This is a genomic window from Asaia sp. A2, assembly GCF_057319415.1.
Map to the genome: position 1 here is coordinate 51195 of NZ_JBXWTO010000014.1, position 21538 is coordinate 72732.

Annotated in this window: 14 protein-coding genes; 7 read left to right on the forward strand and 7 right to left on the reverse strand. The window is 60.9% G+C overall.

Annotation, left to right across the window (positions count from 1 at the left end; genetic code table 11):
• The first annotated feature begins 45 nt into the window (after positions 1-45).
• Positions 46-960: an AraC family transcriptional regulator gene (locus ACWNRM_RS12040; RefSeq protein ID WP_485170996.1), complete on the forward strand. Its 915-nt coding sequence runs from the start codon at positions 46-48 to the stop codon at positions 958-960.
• A gap of 107 nt (positions 961-1067) precedes the next feature.
• Positions 1068-1283: a hypothetical protein gene (locus ACWNRM_RS12045; protein WP_146926687.1), complete on the forward strand. Its 216-nt coding sequence runs from the start codon at positions 1068-1070 to the stop codon at positions 1281-1283.
• A 26-nt stretch (positions 1284-1309) separates the two neighbouring features.
• Here the strand turns inward: ACWNRM_RS12045 and ACWNRM_RS12050 are convergent, their stop codons facing one another.
• A complete protein-coding gene (locus ACWNRM_RS12050; protein ID WP_485170997.1) occupies positions 1310-3490 on the reverse strand; it encodes a protein-disulfide reductase DsbD family protein in 2181 nt (726 codons plus the stop codon).
• A 10-nt stretch (positions 3491-3500) separates the two neighbouring features.
• On the opposite strand from ACWNRM_RS12050, the gene hrpB reads away from it, so the two are divergent.
• A complete protein-coding gene (gene hrpB, locus ACWNRM_RS12055) occupies positions 3501-6029 on the forward strand; it encodes an ATP-dependent helicase HrpB (RefSeq protein WP_485170998.1) in 2529 nt (842 codons plus the stop codon).
• Between the two features lie 238 nt (positions 6030-6267).
• Complete coding sequence (locus ACWNRM_RS12060) at positions 6268-7719, forward strand: sugar porter family MFS transporter (RefSeq protein WP_485170999.1); 1452 nt, start codon at positions 6268-6270, stop codon at positions 7717-7719.
• Between the two features lie 47 nt (positions 7720-7766).
• On the opposite strand, the gene ACWNRM_RS12065 is transcribed toward ACWNRM_RS12060, so the two are convergent.
• The 6 genes from ACWNRM_RS12065 to ACWNRM_RS12090 form a co-directional block, all read right to left on the reverse strand.
• Positions 7767-10037, reverse strand: a complete 2271-nt coding sequence (locus ACWNRM_RS12065; protein WP_485171000.1) for a TonB-dependent siderophore receptor — start codon at positions 10035-10037, stop codon at positions 7767-7769.
• Positions 10038-10321: 284 nt separating this feature from the next.
• Positions 10322-13381: a D-2-hydroxyglutarate dehydrogenase YdiJ gene (gene ydiJ / locus ACWNRM_RS12070; protein WP_485171001.1), complete on the reverse strand. Its 3060-nt coding sequence runs from the start codon at positions 13379-13381 to the stop codon at positions 10322-10324.
• A gap of 125 nt (positions 13382-13506) precedes the next feature.
• Positions 13507-13833 carry a hypothetical protein gene (locus tag ACWNRM_RS12075; protein ID WP_485171002.1) on the reverse strand — a complete coding sequence of 109 codons (327 nt, stop codon included), beginning with the start codon at positions 13831-13833 and terminating at the stop codon, positions 13507-13509.
• 122 nt (positions 13834-13955) lie between these two features.
• Positions 13956-15368, reverse strand: a complete 1413-nt coding sequence (locus ACWNRM_RS12080) for a HAMP domain-containing sensor histidine kinase (RefSeq protein ID WP_485171003.1) — start codon at positions 15366-15368, stop codon at positions 13956-13958.
• Positions 15369-15386: 18 nt separating this feature from the next.
• The gene (locus ACWNRM_RS12085; RefSeq protein WP_485171004.1) at positions 15387-16067 is read right to left on the reverse strand and encodes a winged helix-turn-helix domain-containing protein; all 681 of its coding nucleotides are present in this window, start codon (positions 16065-16067) and stop codon (positions 15387-15389) included.
• A 120-nt stretch (positions 16068-16187) separates the two neighbouring features.
• Positions 16188-17369 (reverse strand): S1C family serine protease, encoded by a 1182-nt coding sequence (locus ACWNRM_RS12090; protein WP_485171005.1) that lies wholly within the window; start codon positions 17367-17369, stop codon positions 16188-16190.
• Positions 17370-17599: 230 nt separating this feature from the next.
• Here ACWNRM_RS12090 and rfaE1 point away from each other — a divergent pair, with 230 nt between their 5' ends.
• The 3 genes from rfaE1 to ACWNRM_RS12105 all read left to right on the forward strand — a co-directional run bounded on the left by rfaE1 (position 17600) and on the right by ACWNRM_RS12105 (position 21186).
• Complete coding sequence (rfaE1, locus tag ACWNRM_RS12095; protein WP_485171006.1) at positions 17600-19078, forward strand: D-glycero-beta-D-manno-heptose-7-phosphate kinase; 1479 nt, start codon at positions 17600-17602, stop codon at positions 19076-19078.
• 1 nt (position 19079) lies between these two features.
• Entirely contained in the window at positions 19080-20237 is a 1158-nt protein-coding gene (locus tag ACWNRM_RS12100; RefSeq protein ID WP_485171007.1) for an AGE family epimerase/isomerase, read from the forward strand.
• A 433-nt stretch (positions 20238-20670) separates the two neighbouring features.
• Complete coding sequence (locus tag ACWNRM_RS12105) at positions 20671-21186, forward strand: hypothetical protein (protein WP_485171008.1); 516 nt, start codon at positions 20671-20673, stop codon at positions 21184-21186.
• The last annotated feature ends 352 nt before the right edge of the window (positions 21187-21538 follow it).

The following is a 21538-nucleotide window of genomic DNA, read 5'->3' on the forward strand; positions in this document are numbered from 1 at the left end:
TTGCAGTCCCATATTGACGTGATGAGGCAACAAGCTGACGCAACCATGCTGGGCGACGTGCAGTCCCTTGTGCGAGCCCATTGTCCGCGCAAAAGCACCCGCACGGCTGTCGATTTTCTGACGCTGTACCGCTCGGAGACCACGACCGACCCGCTGCTGGTCGTCTATGAGCCACGCCTGTACATCATCATTCAGGGGGCGAAGAGGATCAGGATTCACAAGAGCAGCTTCGACTACGACCAGAACCATTATCTCGTTGCGACGGTCGATCTGCCTCTTTCGGGACATATCACACGCGCCACGCCCGAGGCGCCTTATCTCGCCGCCTGTATTGCCTTCACGCCTGAGGAAATCGCCGGCGTGATTGCTGAAACACGGGCTGACCCGGGCCTCAGATCCCCCCTGCACAGCAGTCTTGGCCTGAGTGCCGTGACCCCCGATCTGCTCGACGCCCTGCGCCGTCTGCTCATCGCCCTCGACAATGATGACGACCGGACCTTTTTGGCACCCATGCTCAAGCGGGAGATCATCTATCGCGCCCTGCAGGGTGATCAACGCCACGTCCTGCACGAAATTGCCGACCAGAAAAGCGATGCATCACGCATCAACCAGGCGCTTGCCCATATGCGCGCCCATTTCATGGAAGAGACCGAGGCCTCGGCCCTTCCCCGTCTTGCAGGGATGGGGCGATCAACGTTCTATCGCAAGTTTCAGGAGGTCACGGGGTTATCGCCTGTCCAGTATCGCAAACGCCTGCGTCTTCAGGAAGCACGCCGCCTGATGCTCTATGAAAACCGCCTTGCCGCCGATGCCGGTTTTGCTGTGGGCTATGAAAGCCCCTCGCAATTCACGCGTGATTACAAGTCGATTTTCGGTATGCCACCCCATCAGGACGTGTCGCGCATACGCGCCATCGGTATCGAGCGATATCGGGAGCTGAATGAGGCTGTCTGGGTGTGATCCGCTTGCAGGCTTGCCGTTATCGGTTCAGCCCCTAGAATTGGAGAGATCGCGCAGGGGGCCCCTGACAGTCCCACGGCGCGACACGAGAACAGCCAAGGTGTCTCATGAGAATTCTTCCCCTGCTCGCTGCCATGCTGCTGCTGGCTTGCTGCACCCACCCCCACCCACCAGAGGATGACACCCGCGCCGGGCTCCTGCGTCCAGTGACGGGGACCGGTACCGGGTCAGGTGGTACATCCGTCAGCATGAAGGGACCATCCGGCCATGGTCCGCATGGTCACATGTATATGGGCTCGGGCTTTGGCGCTTCCACGCCCTGACGCTTGGATGTCCCGGGCTGGCGATCCTATTTGAGAACGTCCAGCACCTCGGAAACAGTCAGGATCTGCGGCAGGATCACACCCTCCTTGTGGGGGGCATAATAGACATAAAGCGGCACGCCATCGCGCTCATGCGCACGAAGATAGGCGCTGATGGTCTCGTCACGATTGGTCCAGTCCCCCTTCATGTATGTCACGCCCCGCGCAGCGAAGGCCCTCTGCACGGGCGCTGCCTGCAGGGCAACGCGCTCATTGACCATGCAGGTGATGCACCACGCCGCCGTCATGTCGATAAAGACGGGCTTGCCAGCATCGCGCAACGAGGCGAGCCGATCGGGTGAATAGGCTACGACGCCATTTTCACTATGAGCGACAAAGCTGGGTGAAGCTGCCTCGCTATCAGCAACGCGCACAAGACTGGCGCCCGCCAGAAGCAGGATAATAACGGCCACAGCCCGACCGATAACGACCCAGGGGGTTGCACCCCTGATCATCGCCTCGCGTTGCGTCAGGCCGAACAGCCAGGCTGCCAGCCCCAGCGCAACCGCGCCGCCCAGCCCGACTGGCAGGATCATGGCGCCACGCTGCACACAGGCAACCCAGAAAAGCCAGACTGCTGTTCCCAGAAGCGGGAAGGCAAGAACCTGCTTGAGAATAGCCATCCAGGCACCGGGCTTCGGCATATGCCGGGCCAGGAACGGAATGGTGGCAATCGCGACATAAGGCGATGCCAGACCGAACCCCATGGCGAGGAAAAGCATGAGTCCTGCCCATGCCGGTCCACCCAAAGCCGCCGCAATGGCTGCCCCCATGAACGGCGCCGTGCAGGGCGTGGCGACGACCACAGCCAGCAACCCGGTCAGCATGTCGCCCCATATGCCGTGGCGTGGCGTGACATCCTGACCAAGGCGTCCTGCCGTTACCTCGAAAACACCCAGCAGGTTCAGGGCCATCATGACAAGCAGCCAGGCCACACCAAGCACGAAGACAGGCGACTGGAACTGAAAGCCCCACCCTGCCGCCGAGCCCACGCTGCGCAGCACGATCATGGCGATACCCAGCGTGGCAAAACTGCCCATCACACCGGTCATATAAGCAAGCGCACTGCTGATCTGCTCATGGCGATTCGACCCGCCCAGACGGGCAAGCGAGAACGCCTTCATGGCCAGAACCGGGAATACGCACGGCATCAGATTGAGAATCAGCCCACCCAGAAAGGCAAAGATCACCAGTTGCCAAAGCGCCGTATGGGGAGGAACCGTCGCAGACGGAGCTTCTCCCGCACCGGGAAGCGTCACACCCGAGCCCGCACGCTGCCCGACCGCCTCCGTGCCGGGACTGGTGTTAACCCATAAAGCGGTCTGCTGCCCCGCCTGATCCTGAAGCACCACGATACCATCAAGCGTCGCGGGTTTATGCGCTGCATCGATCCAGTGAAGGCCAAGCGACACCTTGCCCTGACCGACCTCCAGCTTCTGCGGGGCAACCTGATCGATCACGCCGGTTACGGAGGGCATGAACCAGGCCCGGCTCACGCTCTCACCCGACAGCCCCTGACCACTCAGGGTCAGCGTCGCGTCTGATGTCGTTGTAGCGGCAAAAGGTGACGGCATGGGGCTTGCCTGCGCCGCCTTGACGAATAGCGGCCCCTCGGCGGCGCTGTTGGGCGCCGCATTGCCTGAAGGCAGGGTCAGGCTGAAATCACCCGATTCAGGCACACAGGTTGCCGCACATACCAGCCATTCCGCATGGGCCTTGAGTGTCACCTCACCCGCCTTGCCTTCCAGCTTCAGGGTCTGGGGCAAAAGCACGTCACCCGTATAGGCGTAGGACATCAGCCCCCCTTCGCTGATGCGTACAGGGGTGGGAAAGCTGATCAACTCGCTCTGGCCGGTCATGGCTCCGCTGGCCGTGGTTTTCAGTGTGGGGGGTTCGCCCGCATCACCGGCATTGAGCCAATAGGTATGCCACCCCGGCTTGAGCTGAAGACGCAGCCCGACATGCAGATCCCCCCCGGCCGTGACGCTGTCGCGGTCAGTCACCAGGGTGGCGGTGTCATGGGCCGAGGTGACAGGAGCACTCTCGGCAGCAAAGGCAGGAGCAGAACCGAAGGCGAGCAGAGTGAGGACAACAGGAGACAGCTTGCGCAGCATGAGACCAATCGCTGTGAAGGAAGAGAATTGCCGACCGCCCCGCGGACGCGCCATAGAAGTCATTATGACCGGTCCCCTATTGCCCGCCAATCTCATTTCGCTTCCCGTTCTTCCTGTCTGTGCAGCCCTGCCCGAGCTTCAGGCCGTGCTCGATGCCGGACGCAATGCCGTATTGGTTGCGCCGCCCGGCGCAGGCAAGACCACTTTGGTGCCGCTTCATCTTTTACAAGCCCCCTGGCGCGAGGAAGGACGCCTGATCGTCGTCGAGCCCCGGCGTGTTGCCGTGCGTGGGGCCGCCCATCGCATGGCCGCCCTGCTGGGCGAAGCCACAGGCCAGACAGTCGGTTATCGCACGCGCACGGATTCGGCCGTCAGCGCGGCCACCAGAATCGAGGTGGTGACAGAAGGGCTGCTGCTGCGACGCCTGCTGACCGACCCGCTGCTTGAGGGCGTGTCGGCCATTCTGTTCGACGAGGTGCACGAACGCTCGCTTGATCTCGATACAGCGCTTGGTTTCGCACTCGATCTGCAACGCACCATGCGCCCCGAACTCCGTCTAGTGGCCATGTCGGCCACAACGGATGGGCGCGCCTTTACCTCTTTGCTCGATGGCGTCCTGGTCGAGAGCGAAGGCCGCGCCTTTGCGCTGGACATACGTCACGCCAGACGGGACATCGCAGCCCTGCGCGAACTGCCCGATGTCATGGCGCGCACCATACGCAGCCTGCTGGCTGAGGAGGAAGGCGATATTCTGGCCTTTCTACCCGGTGTCGGCGAAATCAGACGCTGTGCGGCAGCACTGGCCGATGCCCCGGCACTGATCGTCCCCCTCTATGGTGAACTCGATACCCGCGAGCAGGATCTGGCACTCAAACCTGCCGAAAGGCGCAAGGTGGTGCTGTCCACCTCGATTGCAGAAACCTCGCTCACCGTACCTGGCGTCCGTATCGTGGTGGATGGCGGATTTGCCCGTGCGCCGCGTCTCGATGCCGGGTCCGGCCTGTCACGGCTGGAGACCATGCGCATCTCGCGGGCCACGGCGACACAGCGTGCCGGGCGCGCCGGACGCGAGGCACCAGGCATTGCGGTACGTCTGTGGACAGAAGCCACTGGCCGCGCCCTGATTGCCCATGATCTGCCCGAAATCCAGACCAGCGACCTGACCGGCCATTGCCTTGACCTTGCCGCCTGGCACGAGGTCATGGGCACGTCCCCAGCCGCCGTGCCTTTGCTCGATACACCGCCCGCCGGTGCCTTTCAGGCCGGCTGCGCCCTGCTCACGGCGCTCGGGGCACTCGATGAAGCAGAAAAGATCACGCCGCTGGGCGCTGCTATGGCACGGCTCGGCGCACAGCCCCGTCTGGCTGCGATGATGTGCGCAGCCCGTACCCCATCCGAAAAGGCCACCGCCGCCGCCCTCGCTGCCCTTCTGGAAGAACGCGACCCGCTACGCCCGCGTATCGTCCCCGGTCAGCGCAGCCCCTTGGTACCCGCTGATATCCAGACGCGTCTCAGCCTGATCGAGGGCGCCGAGCATCACCCCCATGCCGACCGGGCGAGCCTTGCCCGTATCCGGCAATCCGCCCAGCGCTATCAGAAGCGCCTCGGGCTGAGCCAGCGTCTTGCGCCCGACCCAGTCAGTGCGGCGGCCCTGCTTGCCGCCGGCTTTCCCGATCGCGTGGCCATGGCCGCGGGCGAAACGGGACGATATCGCCTGTCGGGAGGAGGATCGGCCCGACTGAGCGCCATCGACCCGATGGCGCGCGAAACCCTGATCGTCGCCCCTGCCCTTCATGTGCGTACGGCAACCGAAATCTGCCTCGCCGCCCCGCTCGATCTCGATAACCTGCCTGCAACCTTGCTGGCCCGTACGGAGGAACAGGTCGAGACCGCGCTTGATACGACAACCGGCAACGTGATCGCCCGCAGAAGGCTGCGCCTTGGCAATCTGGTACTGCGCGACCGTTCTGCCCCGGCAAAGCCGGAGGAGGTGCAGGCGCTGTTGCTGTCACGCATACGCGCCGATCTGGCTGGCAGCCTCACCTGGTCCGAGTCATGCCAGCAATTTCGTGCCCGGCTCGCCCTGGCAAGGGCCCATCTCGATGAGACCCTGCCTGCCGCCGATGACGAAACCCTTGCCGCCACTCTCGATGAGTGGCTGCTCCCCTATATCGATGGCATGACGAAGCTCAGCCAGATACAGGCGCTGGACCTGCTGCCCCTCCTGCGGCAACGCCTCGACTACACCCAGCTCAAACAGCTCGATCAGGCTTTACCGACGAGCCTCACCCTGCCCGGCGCACAACCCGCTATCGATTATCGCGATGCAACACCCACGATCTCGGCCCGAGCGCAGGCCTTCTACGGGCTGAAGGAGACACCACGCATCGCCAATGGGCGCATCAAGCTGCAATTTGCCCTATTGTCACCTGCGGGTCGCCCGCAGGCCATCACTGCCGATATCGCCGCCTTCTGGACCACAGGCTGGGCCGACATGCGACGCGACATGCGCGGCCGTTACCCGAAACATGACTGGCCGGAAAACCCCGCGACAGCCAGCCCGCCCCCGCCCAGACGTCCACGCGACACCTGAGCGCCAGACAGCCTCGCGCGATTCGTCACACAAAACGTGACTATAGAACCACGAAAATGTTACGCATGACACCGTGATACCCGATCCACCTGACGAATCCTGTGATTTGTCCGCACTGGGCTGGTTGAAATCACACGTCGAGACTCTTTCGTAACGAAATCTTGTCTTTCGTATCGAAAATATCTCTCGCACCACTTGGGCACGGATCGCCTGGATGATCCGCGTCTGAGAGGCCATCATGCGTTCGACTCACCCGGCAGGCACGTCCGGCACAGCCCTTGAAAACAACACCCACTCAGGGCAGGCGGGACACCGACGCGTGTTCATCGCGTCCTGCGTGGCAGGTCTGGCGGGTATTCTCTTTGGCTATGATCAGGGCATCATTTCCGCAGCACTCCTGACACTGGGTGACAGCTTCACTCTTGGCACGCTGGGCAAACAGGCCATTGCCGCAGGCATGGTTGCCGGCGCCTTGCTGGGATGCATGGCCGCAGGGCCTCTATCAGACCGACTGGGACGTCGCATGGTAGTCGGGCTGTCGGGGGCACTGTTCCTGCTTGGCTCTATCGGCTCGGCAATGGCCATGTCCCCTACGGAACTGACGCTGATGCGGCTGCTGCTAGGTCTGGCCGTCGGTGCCGCCAGCCAGATCGTGCCCGTCTACATCGCTGAACTGGCGCCAGCTTCACGACGGGGACGGCTCGTCCTGCTGTTTCAGCTCGCCATTGTCAGCGGCGTCCTGATCAGTTCACTGATCGGCTGGTGGCTGAGCGGCAGCCCCTTGCTCATCCGACTGCTTGACCGGGGAGGAGACTGGCGCACGATGGTGCTCGTCGGTGCCATTCCCGCGCTGATGCTGCTGGTCGGGCTGGTTTTCCTGCCGGAGAGCCCGCGCTTTCTCGCCGCAAAGGGCCGACGGGACGAGGCCATCGCGATCTTGCGCAGCCTCCGAGGCCCCGGTGAGGACCCCGAGGCCGAAATGCGCGACATAGAGGGTGCCGCGCAGGAACAGGGGAGCTGGCGCCTGCTTTTCTCACCCCGGCTCCGCCCGGCCCTGATTGCCGGGACCGGCCTTGCGATGTTCAGTCAGGTAACCGGCACAAATGCCGTCCTGACCTATGCCCCGACCATCCTTTCCGGCGCGGGGTTCGACCGCAATTCTGCCCTGCTCATTTCGCTGGCCATTGGCGTGGCCATCACCGTTGCGACGGTGTTCGGGTTCTGGGCCGTGGATCACTGGGGGCGTCGTCGCCTCATGCTGCGCGTGCTGCCCGGGTCGATCCTTGCCCTGATCGTTCTGGCTGTCGTGTTCTTCGGTGGCGACCCGCAGGGTATGGGGCGCTTTTTCGCGGTGGCTGGCCTGATCCTGTATGTGCTTTGCACGCTGGGGAGCATCAATGCCTCGCTCTGGCTGGTAGGTGCCGAGGTCTTTCCGCTCGCTGTGCGCGGCAAGGGCATGGGCCTTGTCACCGTCTCGCACTGGTCTTTCGATCTGCTGATCTCGATGGTGACCTTGTCGATCATCTCGATGATCAGCGTATCGGGCACCTTCCTTCTCTTTGCAGCCCTGACCACTCTTGCCTGGATCTTCATCGAGCGCCGTATTCCCGAAACAAAGGGCCGCTCGCTGGAAGCCATTGAACGCAGTCTGAATGAGGGTGACTTCCTCTCACGAAAGACGACCCACTGAGCGAGGGGCATGAAGGCGACCCGTCGGGATGTTACCGTCGCTATGCCTTACCAGCGCTGCGACAGGGTCACGAATACCGCGCGCCCGGGCGCCCAGGCGCAGGCAACATCGCGGGTGCACATGGCTACATATTTGCGATTGGCGATATTGGTGCCGTTGAACTGCACCCGCGTGCGCCCCCGGTCGATATGGGCCTGCAAATCCCATACGAGCTGCGAAGGCACGGAAAATGTGAGGGGAATGGAGCCCGCGGTATTACCCGTGTAGCGCATGCCCGCCCCGAGACCGGCCTGCCAGAGCGCCGAAAAGGCAACGTCACGCTTGAGGAACAGCGACGCCATATGGGAGGGAATTGCCACAGGCCGCTGCCCAACCTGCGCTGCCACTGTCGAGCGCATCACACGCGGATCCTGATAGGTAAAGCTTGCGATGAAATCGATCCTGTAGGGCAGACGGCCCACGCCCTCGAACTCGAAGCCGCGTGTTCTCTGCCGCCCGGTCTGCACGCTGAAAGACGAATTGGCCGGATCGGCTGTCAGAACATTATCCTGCACCAGATTGAAGAAATCAGCCGTGAGCATGAAATTGTCCACACCACGCAGGGGTTTGACCGGCTTGTATTTGACACCCGCCTCGATCTGCTTGCCTGTGGTCGGCACGAAGGCCGAACCAGCGAATGTCGTCCCGACCTGGGGCTGGAATGACGTCGCGTAGGAAACATAGGGGTTGAGCCCTATGGAAGACTGATAGACCAGCCCGACCCGCCCCGTGAAAGCATTGTTGTTTTGTGGTGTCCGCCCGCCATTGAGATTATTGACCGTCATGCTCTGGGTGAAATCACCGCGGCCTGACAGGGTGAGATACCAGCGCTGCCAGTTGGCCTGTTCCTGCGCATAGATACCGGTATCTGTTTCCGTCTCGTTTGTGCTCGTGGTGGTGCCATAGCCTGGCCAGGTGATGGCACGATAAACCGGCTTGTAGAGATTGAGCGCGGGGGCTGCGCGCTGGCCGCGGCGATTGGCCAGAAAATCACTGCGAAAATCCACGCCTGTCAGGATTTCATGATGAATGCCCCCCGTATGGAAGGTCACTGCCGACCGCGTATCGAGGGTGACGTTGTTGTAATTGCCCTGCTGGTTAAGCGCGGTGCGATTGATGCTCTGTTTATCCGCTGAAAGTGACGAGGTGGTCACGAAACGGTAGAGCACGTCGAGATGCGCGTAACGCATGTTTTGCGTGATGGTCCAGTTGGGCAGGATGTGCCGGACAAAATTATAGCCGACCGCCACCTGACGCTTTGAGTAGACATCATAATCCGCATCGCTGCTCAGGAAGTTGCGGGCAATCTGGCCCCAGCGCGAGGGCAGAACGGTCCCGACAGCCGGCAGGAATTGCGCCGTCGACCCGGCATCGAGCTGCTCGAAACTGGTGAGCAGGGTAAGCGTGGTTTTTTCATCAGGGCGCCAGCTCAGCGAGGGCGCCACATATATCTCGTTGTTCTTGATATTGCGTGCATAGGTGTCCGATTTGCGTATCAGCCCGTTGAATCGCCAGAGCAGCGTCTTGCGGGCATTCAGTGCGCCACCGACATCGACCGCGCCCTGGACACGACCATAGGAGCCGGTCTGGAAGTCGATCTCATTGACCTGATCCGGATGCGGACGCTTGCTGACGGCATTGATGATGCCCCCAAGCTGCCCCGACCCGTAAAGGGCCGAAGATGCCCCGCGCAAGACATCCATCTCCTCAAGCCCCCAGGGCTCGATGCTGAAACTCTGCGATGTGCTGGCATCAGGAGCGCGTGTGCCATCGAGATAGATATCGGGTGTGAACCCGCGGATCGTGCCAAAATAGCCGCGCGGGTCGTCCTTGGAGCCGTAATCCGAAACGCCCGCTGCGTAGCGCACCGCCTCGGACAGGCTGCGGGCGTTGAGAATGCTCATACGCTCCTGTGTGATGACCGTGATATTCTGTGGCGTCAGCTCCAGCGGCGTCGACGTCTTTGTGGCGCTGCTTGCGGCAGCGGGAAGAAAGCCACCACGCGTGCCCGCCACACGAATGGTCTCGTGAACGCCTTGGGCGGATTGAGCTTTTCCTGCCCGAGATGGCGCGGCTGGTTGTGCAGGCGTGGCCCTGCTCTGCCCCGCCCTTTCATGATGGGGTGACGCCTTCTCCGGCAGGGTTTGGCGTTCCTGAGCGAGAGCACCCGGCACCGTTGCCGCCGAAAAGAGTGAGGACAGACACAAGGCGGTACGCAGGGAAACGGACATCAATCTACCGGAACAGACAAACAGGAAATAAATGAGAACGTTTCTCATTTGCATTGGGGTTTCCTTAGAAACCGCCAGCCTGCCTGTCAATCAAGGCGAGCAGGGCCCAACCGCCTCTGTGGCCGTGAGGACACGTTTCGATCTCAGACCGTGTCATATCTACGCATCGGGCTCACGCCACGGGGGGGCGGCGCGAAGAAGTGGCTGCCTTTGACTAAGCGGCGTTGCTTGTCGCATCCGTCATGGCAAAGCCTGACGCATCTCGCCATGAGACGGTCGAATGATCCGGCTCCCTGATGACGACGCGTTTTACACACTGGCAGAGCACGCAATCAGACCGAACGCGTGGGCTGCGGTGCAATGTCACGCAGACGATCCAGCAGGGCTACGAGTGGATGATCGAGCCGTGCCCCGCGGAAGCGCTTGACCTGACTACGGCAGGAATAACCGCTGGCCAGCACAATTTTCTCACCCTGTCTGTCCAGATGCGGCCCCCAGGACTGCTCGAAAATCACGCGAGACGTTTCCACATTGCGCGCCTCGTGACCGAAGGTGCCGGACATGCCGCAGCACCCTGTCTTTTCCAGCTGCAAACCAAGGCCCAGCCGCGCAAACAGGGCCTGCCAGTCTGCCCCCGAACCCGTCAGGGCTGTCTTTTCCGTGCAGTGCCCAAGGAACACGAAACTGGCCAATGCTTCCGGGGCGTCCTGCATCCGGGGCAAGGCCTGCAACAGAAACTCCTGAGGCAATTGCACTTCTGGCAGGGCCTCAAGCCCGACAATCTTGCGGTATTCCTGCCGGTAGATCAGCGTCATGGCAGGATCGAGCCCGACAATCGGCACCCCGAACGAGGCCAGTATGCGCAGCCAGGCGGCATTGCGACGCGCCTGTCGGGCAAACAATCCCAGAAAGCCATGCACATGCAGCGGCTTGCCGCAGGCCAGGCTCTCGGCAAGATAGACCCTGTAACCGCAGCGCGCCGCCAGTTCGATAAACGCCTCGACAAGGTGGGCCTCGAAATGACGGGTGAACAGGTCTGGCATCAGAATGACAGACCGTGCCCTCTCTGCCGCCGTCAGGGCCACCAGACGCTCTGGTGTGGCAGGCTGCACGTGCCAGCGACGGCAGGTTTCTGCCAGTCCGCTGCGTGAGAGGGGCGGCATATCGACAAGACCAAACAGAGTTTTGCCCAGCGCGGCCATCGGCTTCAGGCCGATCACGGCATTATAGAGACGTCTCATACGCGCCATGAGTGGCAGGGTATATTCGATCAACCCCACGACATAATCGCGCAGCGGGCGGGCATAGCGCTGGTGATACAGATTGAGAAAGCGGGAGCGGAAATCAGGCACATCGACCTTGACCGGGCACTGGCTGGTGCAGGATTTGCAGGCCAGACAGGTGGCGAGGCTGTCATAGAGCTGATGCGAAAAATCGACCGGCGTCTTCTGCCTGCGTCGGAACTGCGCCGACACGCGGTCGAGCAGACTTGGCGCATGCGCCTCCAGCGCCGCCGTATCCACACCCGCGCCAGCCTGCAGGCGCAGCCACTCGCGCATGAGCGAGGCGCGCCCCTTGGGGGAGAAACGCCTGTCACGCGTTGCCTTCCAGGACGGGCACATCGGATCGTCCTGATCGTAATTGAAGCATGCGCCATTACCGTTGCAGTGCAGAGCCGTACCATAACCCTGCCAGACCGGATCGGGAATCTGTCGATCCTGCGCCCCGCGCATGGGTACGCCATCGACGCGCAGAAGCGGCGCCGAGGCGCCCGGAGGGGCCGCGATCTTGCCGGGATTGAGCTGGTTATGCGGGTCGAAAACACCCTTGATCTGTTCCAGGCAGGGATAAAGCGAGCCGAACACATCCGGCACATATTCCGATCGCACCCCCTTGCCATGCTCTCCCCACAGCAACCCGCCATAACGGCGTGTCAGACGATGCACGGCGTCACTCAGGGGGCGAATCAGGGCAGCATCATCGGGATTGCGCATGTCCAAGAGGGGGCGGACATGCAGCACGCCGGCATCCACATGGCCGAACATGCCGTAATCGAGGCCATGCCCATCGAGAAGCGCCCGGAACTCGGCAATGAAATCTGCCAGTTTTTCCGGCGGGACAGCGGTATCCTCAACGAAGGGTTGGGGCCGCGCCTCCCCCTGCACATTGCCGAGCAAACCCACAGCGCGCTTGCGCATGGCATAGACCTGCGAGACCGCCTGGCGTCCCCTGGCCAGCGTATGGCCACGGCGACGTACCGTCTGATCCTGCCGCAGATGCTTGAGGAAGCCCTCGACCTGCCTTTCGAGTTCGGCCTCATCATGACCGGCAAACTCGACCAGATTGAGCCCCTTCGCAGGGCCAGCCTCATCCTGCGGGAAATAGCTCTCGACCGAGCTCCAGACGAAATCCTGCATGGCAAGGCCAAGCACTTTTGAATCGATGGTCTCGATCGAGAGCGGCTTGAGCCCGATCAGCGCGCGCGCGTCGCGCAGCGCATCCATAAAGCTGTCGTAGCGGATATTGACCAGAATACTGTGCGGCGGAATGGCCAGCAGATTGAGTTTCGCCTCGGCCAGAAATCCGAGTGTCCCTTCCGATCCACAGAGCAGGCTGGTCAGATCGAACTGTCCGGCCTTGTTGCGCAGATGACGCAAATCATAGCCGGTCAGACAGCGGTTGAGTTTGGGGAACACCTTCTCGATCGTGTCGCGCTCACGATCATGGATCGCCGCCACGCAATCATGAATCTGCGCCACGCGGGAATGACCCTGACGGCGCACCGCCAGCTCGCTTTCATCAAGCGGTGACGTGTCGAGCACGTCGCCCCCCACAAGCACGGCCGTAACACCGAGCACATGGTCGCGTGTCTTGCCATAAGTGCAGCTTCCCTGCCCGCTGGCATCGGTGCTGATCATGCCTCCGATCGTGGCACGGTTGGATGTCGAGAGTTCGGGGGCGAAGAACAGCCCATGACGGGCAATGGCCGCATTGAGCTGGTCCTTCACCACGCCGGGCTGCACCCTCACCCATTTCTCCTCGACATTGATTTCGAGGATAGCGTTCATGTGTCGGGACAGATCGACCACGATGCCATCGGTGAGGGACTGGCCATTCGTGCCCGTTCCGCCGCCACGCGGTGCGATGGTGATACCGCGCCAGACGGGCTCGCCTGCAAGCCGGGCCAATACGATCAGATCCTGCCTGTGCCTGGGAAAGACCACAGCCTCGGGGTGACGCTGATAGATGGAATTATCGGTCGCGTGGACCAGACGCGTGTCATGCGTCGTGCCGATCTCGCCCTCGAACCCCTGCTGACGCAGTGCCGTGAGGAAAGCGGCATGATCCGCCGCATTGCCTGGGGTCTTGTCGAGAACAGCAATCATGGTCATGGCCGGTCATCCATCACGAGGGCACGCGCTGGCACTGGATTAGCCTGAACCACCCCGAAACGATAGTGACGCCATCTTCCTCACCGATGGCTGCCGAAACGGACGCGCCACCGATCATGCCCGGCTCAGGACCGCATCAGAACCACCAGCGCCCGTCTTTCCTGCGCGATACCCGAGCGCAGATGCCCGTGAGCACAGAGCGCCTCGCCTTCATGCTCAAGATACATGGCCTGATTGATGATCGGCGCCGAGGCCGTCGCAGTCTGGCGCAGCGTGCGATGCACCTTGCGGGCCAGGCTGCGGCAATAGTCCAGCGTATCGCTGGTGACAGCCATCGGTACGGCCTCATGCACGGGCGCCGTGCTGGCACCCGGTATGGCATCGGCTCTGGCAGCGCCAGGCAACCCGACCGTGCAGGTCAGGCAAAAAAGCGCAAAGGCTGTGTGGGTCATGGAACCGGCACTAATTCAGTCCGCATTGCGGGCTCATGGGCTGCGAATGAAGACTTGTTTATGTAGTCAGTTTTTGGATTGAGCATGCCTGAACAGTTCACACCGCCCGCCCTGTCGGCATTTCAGCCCAGCCTGTTTTCCTCTACTGGCAGGCTAAGCACGACACGAAGCCCCCGCTGCAGAGGTTCAAGTGCCAATGTACCGCCATGAAGCTGCGCCACGGCCTGCACCAGCGACAGCCCCAGACCAGCACCCGGTGTATTGCGGGCCTGATCGGCACGAAAAAACCGCTCGGAAGCACGCAGCAGATCTTCTGCAGACATGCCCGGGCCTTCATCAGTCACGCTGATACGGACCAGATTACCGGAAACGCTGGCCCGCAGCGTAACCGTCGTTTCGGCAGGTGAAAACTTGATGGCATTGTCGATCATGTTGGCCACGGCCTGCTGGATGAGACGGGCATCACCATAAAAGAGCAGGCGCGGCGGCAGATCGAGCGCAATCTGCAATCCGGCATCCTCGGCTGTTGCCTCATAAAGCTCGGCAATATCCTGTAGCGGCCTGATGAGATCGGTCGTCTCGAAAGCCGCGCGACGGGCACCGGCCTCGATCTGGGCAATGCGCATCAGCGCATCAAAGACCGCCGTGACATGGTCCAGATCGGCTACAGCACGGTAGATGGCATCGTGCATCTCTTCGGTCGAGCGTGCATGAAGGGCCGCATCTTCCAGACGATTACGTGCACGCGTGATTGGCGTACGCAAATCATGGGCGATAGAGTTGGAAACCTGTTTCACGCCCTCCATGAGTTTGGAGATACGGTCGAGCATACGGTTGATGGAATGGGCAACGAGATCGACATCGTTACCCACCAAAGGCATGCGCTGACGCATGTCACCATTGGCCAACGCCGTAGTGGTACGGGCTATGGAACTCAGGATACGGCTGAAGATACCGCGCACAACCCATGCGCCGCCAATGGCGAGCGCTGTCACCATCAGCCATGACCACAGGAAGGTTTCAGTCAGCACACGGCGAAGGATATCCCGCCCCCTGATATCGCGACCCACCAGCAATTGCAGGCCGCCCGGCAAGACATAGGCATGCATGGCGGCTGAGGTCGTATTGCCGGCCCGGCTGATCTTGAGCGTATAAAAGCGATCGGCCCGTTGTACCGCCTCAGGCCAGGAAGGCATATTGCCAGCAAGCCTCTGGCCGCCCGGTGTGATCAGAAGGTAGAGATCCTGATCCTCGACATCCTGATCGAGCCTGTCCTGAATGGCCCGCTGCAGGCTGGAAAGACCGCCCTGCATCCAGCGTTCTGCCAGACCATGCGCATCGGCATCGACCGCCTGCCCCACTTCGCGCTCAAGTGCACCGATGGTGTGCCACCACAGGAAAGTCAGAAAAAGTGTGGCAGAAAGGGCAAAAACCAGCCCATAGGCCAATGAGAAGCCCAGCCCGGCTGAACGAAACCGCCAGGCACGCTTCCACCAGACGCGAAGCAGGGGAAAGCGCGACAGGCTGAACCTCATGAAGCTATATCATCCTGCCTAATTGGCACGCAGGATATAACCCGCATTGCGGATTGTATGGATCAGCGCGGTTTCAAAAGGCTTGTCAACTTTCTGGCGCAGGCGTGACACATGCACATCGATCACGTTCGTCTGCGGGTCGAAGTGATAGTCCCATACGCGCTCGAGCAGCATGGTGCGTGTCACAACCTGACCAGCGTGACGCATCAGGAATTCGAGCAGACGGAATTCACGTGGCTGCAGATCGATCTTCTCTTCACCGCGCTTTACGATGCGCGAGAGAAGATCCATTTCCAGATCGGCCACGACAAGCTTGGTTTGTGGTGCCTGTTCGGCACTTCCGCGACGGGCCAGGGCCTCGACACGAGCCAGAAGTTCCGAGAAGGCGAACGGCTTGGTCATGTAGTCGTCGCCACCAGCCTTGAGGCCGGCAACGCGCTCATCCACATCGGCCAGAGCCGAGAGAAGCAACACAGGCGTTGCGTTGTTCTGGGCACGGAGCGTTTCCAGAATACGCAGACCGTCAATACCTCCAGGCAGCATCCGGTCAAGAATAACGATATCGAAATTCTCACTGACCGCCAGAAAGAGACCGTCCTTGCCGTTGTCGGCTTCCTCGACGAGATGCCCGGTTTCCTTCAGTCCCTTCACGATGAAGCTCCTGACGGTAGGATCATCCTCGACAAGCAGAATACGCATGATCAGTCCTTGGCTTTGGCGGGGGCCATGACGGGCAGGATCGCCCGCCCCTCACTTTGCAGTGACCTTATTATCTTTCAGTTACGCGCCAGAAGAAAGGGCGAAGAGCGTAATGAACGCTCATTCATCGGCATCTGCCGGGCGTTTCCCGATTGGAAGCGTCACTGTCACGGTCTTGCCCTTGCGTATTACCGTGAAAGTCACGGTATTTCCTGGCTTCCCTGCGGCGACGATACGCAGCAATGCACGACCGTTCTCGACTGGTGCGTTATTGATAGCGGTAATCTTGTCGCCCTTCATCAAGCCCCCTTTCTGCGCCGGGCCGTTACGATCGACATCCACAAGTACGACAGAGCCATCACCGTCATCGAGCGTGACACCCAGCCACCCATGATCGACGTGGCCCGTGCGGCGTATCTCTTCCACGATGGGGGCCACGATTTCCGAGGGAATACCAAAGCCGATCCCGACCGATCCCCCGGCAGGCGAAACCATGGCCGCATTCACCGCAACGACCTGGCCTCTCATATTGAAGGCAGGGCCACCGGAATTTCCCGGGTTGATCGGCGCGTCGAGTTGCAGGAAATCATCAAGCGAGCCCGCCCCCAGATCACGCCCGCGCGCCGAGACGATACCGGCACTGACCGACGAACCGAACCCGAACGGGTTACCCGCAACCAGGATCCAGTCACCCACATTCACCTTATGGCTGTCTCCCCAGGTTACATAAGGCAGCGGCTTGGGTGATTCGACCTTGATGACGGCAATATCGGTAAGGGCATCAACTCCCACGAGCTTGGCGGGCAGTTCCTGCCCGTTCGAGAGTGAGACTGTCACGTTATCGGCATCACCGACCACGTGATCATTCGTCACGATGATACCGGACGGATCGATGATAAACCCTGAACCAGCGCCCAGAATCTCCTCCTGATGGCGTTGCATTTTCTCACGGTACCGCTTTTCGAGCGGTGTCCCCTTGATCTGGGCGGGCACCTTGCCACCGCCTTCCGAGCTTATCTGTGTGATGGCAATGTTGACGACCGCCGGAATGACACGCTGCACCAACGGCGCAAAAGAGAGTGGCCCCGACTGCACCAGTACGGGGGGCAAGGCGGGCGTTCCGTCCGGCACCGCTGCCTGGGCCGGAATCTTTACCGCACTGGCGGGAGGCACAGCAGGAATAACCGGATGGCTTGGCTGCGGCGGCGGGTGCGGCAGAAATTTTTCCAGGAACGCCGGCAAGGCATAAGCCCTGTCAATGCCAAACCCGGCCAGAGCGAGAAGGAGGAGAGCTTTGCGCATCAACAAACCACAGGCAGGGCAATATTCAGGGTCATGGCGGCACGATAGCGCAGAAATGAAATGATTCCATCTCTCTTGCATCTTTACTTGTGACAACGCGCCGTCACCCGAAGGCGCGGAACCGACGCTTCCACAACGGCGAGCAGGATTGTCATTCTCCCGCGCCTTTGGCAGGACGACAGAACGACCATGTTATGGTGCCATGAGGCAGGTTTTATCGAGGATTACAGATGATTAGCGACTTTACATTCGGGCGCGTCCTGATCATCGGAGACCTGCTGCTCGACTGCTATATTCACGGCTCGGTCGATCGTATCTCACCCGAGGCACCGGTGCCGGTGCTGCTGCGGGCCAAACACAGCAGCGTTCCCGGAGGGGCTGCAAACGTGGCCATGAATGCCGCAGCGCTTGGCTGCGCGGTCACGCTCGTCGGGCTGGTGGGGCAGGACAGTTCGGCAAGGGAGTTCCGTCGGGCCGTGGGGCGCGAACCCGGCATCGATCTGGGCCATCTGGTTGAGGATCCCAACTGGGTCACCATCACCAAGACACGCGTGCTGAGCGGCCGCCAGCAGATCGTGCGGATCGATGAAGAACCCTCGGTGCTCGTTCCTCCGCTAGTTCAGGAAAGCCTGATCGCCGCATCGCTCGCTGCCATGGACCAGGCGGATGTCGTGATCTGCTCCGACTACGCCAAAGGCGTGCTGAGCAACGAGGTGCTTCAGGCCATCATTCAGGCAGCCAATCAGCGCGCCATCCCTGTTGTGGTCGACCCCAAGCGCCGGGATCTTTCGGTCTATAAAGGCGCGCAGCTGATCACGCCCAATCGCAAGGAGCTGGCGGCAGCCACAGGCCTACCGGTCAACAGCGACACCGAGATCCATTTTGCGGCCCTTGCCGCACAGGAGCAGTTCGGCGGCGATGTTCTTGTAACACGCTCGGAAGAGGGCATGACCCTTCTTGAGCGCAACGGCCGCATGACGCACGCGCATGTCCCGCAATCCGAGGTATTCGATGTCTCGGGGGCTGGCGACACGGTTGTTGCCACGGTGGCGGCCATGATGTCAGCCGGGGCCGATCTGCGCACGGCCATGGTCATTGCCACCAATGCGGCGGCGATCGTGGTAGGCAAGCTGGGCACCGCGACCGTTTCACGCGCTGAACTCAGCGCCGCCCTCAAATCCAAGATCGACCGTGATGGTGTCATTGCCACCTTGCCCCAGGCTCGGGGCATTATTGAAGCCTGGCGTCGGCATGGTGCGCGCGTGGTCTTTACCAATGGCTGTTTCGATCTGCTCCACCCCGGACATATCGCGCTGATTCATGCCGCGGCCAGAGAGGGCGACAAGCTGATCGTCGCGCTGAACAGTGACGCCTCGGTACGGCGTCTCAAGGGAGCAGAGCGCCCATTGCAGGACGAGCGGGCCCGCGCAACCGTCATGGGCGCACTGCGCGATGTCGATCTGGTCGTCATTTTTGACGAGGACACGCCCCTTGAAACGATCTGCGCCCTCAGGCCGGATATCGTGGTCAAGGGTGCTGATTACACTGAAGATCAGGTTGTGGGCGGCGAAGAAGTGAAATCCTGGGGCGGTCGCGTCGTTCTGGCCGATCTGGTATCAGGGCGTTCGACAACATCGATCGTTCGCAAGATGAAGGCTGGTCCTTCAGCGACGACGAGCCCGGAACCAGTGAGTTTGAAACCTGAGTGACATGACCCGCGCCAAGCAAGAAACGGCCCCCGCCATTCGGGATCAGTGGCGCGACTGGCTTGTCGGGCAAGCCCTCCCCCTGTGGAGCGAGGCCGGGTTCGATCCGTCACGCGTACTGTATCACGAACGTCTTGACTGGCAGGCGCGCCCCATCCGGCTCGATGCATCAAGACTCATGGTCCAGGCGCGGCAGATTGCGACCTATTGCCGCGCTGCTCTGGATGGCGTGTATGCCGCGGGGGATCAGGCGCTCGCTTGCCTGGACCGGGTTGAAAGCCTCTATCACCGCACCGATGCCCAACCGGGCTGGGTATTCTCGATCGACCCGGATAATCGCCCTGCCAGCACGAAACGCGATCTCTACGCCCATGCCTTCATCCTTTTCGCCTGCGGCTGGGCCATACGTTACGCAAACCGCCCAGAAGACCGGGCTTTGGCGCGCTGCATCGCTGATGAAATCGACCTGATCTTTACGGCAGACAACGGTGGCTATCTCGACGCGATACCTGATGACGGGACACGACGCAGCCAAAACCCGCACATGCATCTGCTTGAGGCCTATCTGGTCGTCTTCGAGGCAACGGGCGATTCGTTCTACCTCGACAAGGCACGAAGCCTTGTCGACCTGGCCCGCACCCATCTGATCGACACACGGTCGGGGCTACTCCTAGAATTCTTCGCCCCGGACTGGTCACCCCTCGCCCCGTATGGTGCCAATCAGGTACAGGCAGGGCATCTGTTTGAATGGTCCTGGCTGTTGCGCGATTTCGGTCGTCTGACACCTGAAGCTGAGAGCGGGGCTGAATGGCGCGAACAGACAGCCGCTTCACTTTTCGAGGCTGGCTTTACGCATGGCTGTGATCATCAACGCCGCGTCGTGCTGGACAGCATGAGCGACAGGCATGTTGTCCAGGAGCACTCGGCGCGGATCTGGGCGCAGACCGAGCTGTTGAGACTGCTCTACACTCCGAGACTGACACCCAAGACCGACGAAGCAGAGCCATATGCTGCTGCCTTCCTGCGTATTTTTACCCCCTCGCAGCTTGGCGGAGGCTGGGTCGACCATATCGATGTGCAGAATGGCCCACTGGTCAATTACATGCCTGCAAGTTCGCTCTATCACATCTATGGTGCAGGGCGCGAAATCATTTCTCGCTGAGTAAACGGGGGTTTTCCGCCGTTGTGACAGGCTGGCTTCTCATGAACCCGCACCGACCAAAGCACTCGCACCGCGTTCTGCCGACCGTCAGGTGAGTTGACGACAGAGCTTTTTCACCAAGCGGATCACGCCAAGGTATCCTAACGAACAAATCGGGTGTCGCAGGCTCCTCTCCTTCCAACCTGATGCTTCCACGATTCGACATCGTGTCTGCACATGCTTGTACCCACGCGTATCAGCGCTTGCCTTGTGGCAGGCAGACTCTGGGCGGCATCTTCGGTCGATCAACAATGAGACGAACCGATAAGCGCCTCATGCGCTTTGATCCTTCACGCTGCAAACCCGGCGATCATGCGCACAGCGTGGTCGCCTTCTGGGCCAAACGATAAGAAGAACGCGTCCCGTCAGCCACAACCCGAGGAGAGGACGCATCATGGTCATTCCAGCTTTTCCACCGCCAGAGGCTGAAGAGGTCATCGCCCATGGCAAACCGACCGACAATGAATTGCTCGCCTATTATCGCTCCGAAATCCGGTTCGAGACCGAGACGGTCAATGGCCGCCTGCAGGCGCTTCTGAGTTCGCAAGCCTTTCTGGTCATCGCCTATGCCACGGCCATGACAGGATCAACGACGCGATGGGGCGATCGCATGGCGATCCTTATCCCGCCGCTACTCTCGCTCCTGGGGTTCATGCTGACCTTGATGGCTTTGCCGGGTATTCGCGCTGGCTATGCGGCTATCAGCAAATGGAACGAGAAGGAGCAGTACCTGCACAAGCAATGCCCCAACCTTTCGGAGTTCACTCTGGCCAGAAGCGACGAAGATGCTCGCGCGATGAATCACCGTGCGCGCCGCGGTCGCATGTTTGCCCATCAGGCGCCACTGGTCTTTCTCATCGCCTGGTTCATCTTCGCCCTCATCCCATTCTATCTTTATGGTGGGTTCTAGGTGAGAACGTATAATCAGAGCATGAAGGCTGTAGGGGGGGATGGTTATGATGAAGACGGCCAGATATTTCTTCTTATGCGTAACGAGCGCCCCGCGTTCCTGAGCCATCTGAACATGATCTTGATACGATTGCGGCATCGGTGCCTGTGTCTGCCATAACTGGCCAGTCGCCCGCTCTCACTCGTCGTAGACGGCATCCACAGTTGTGCTCATCCTGCCGTCTGAGCGCCCGGTCGGACGGCCTGTACATTCTTTTCGATCTATCGGCTGGGTCTCTTGCGGTATATGTGCAGACAGGTCGCATCTTACTCAGTCGTCTTATGGTCGAACCTGCCAACGGCCAGGCCGCCCA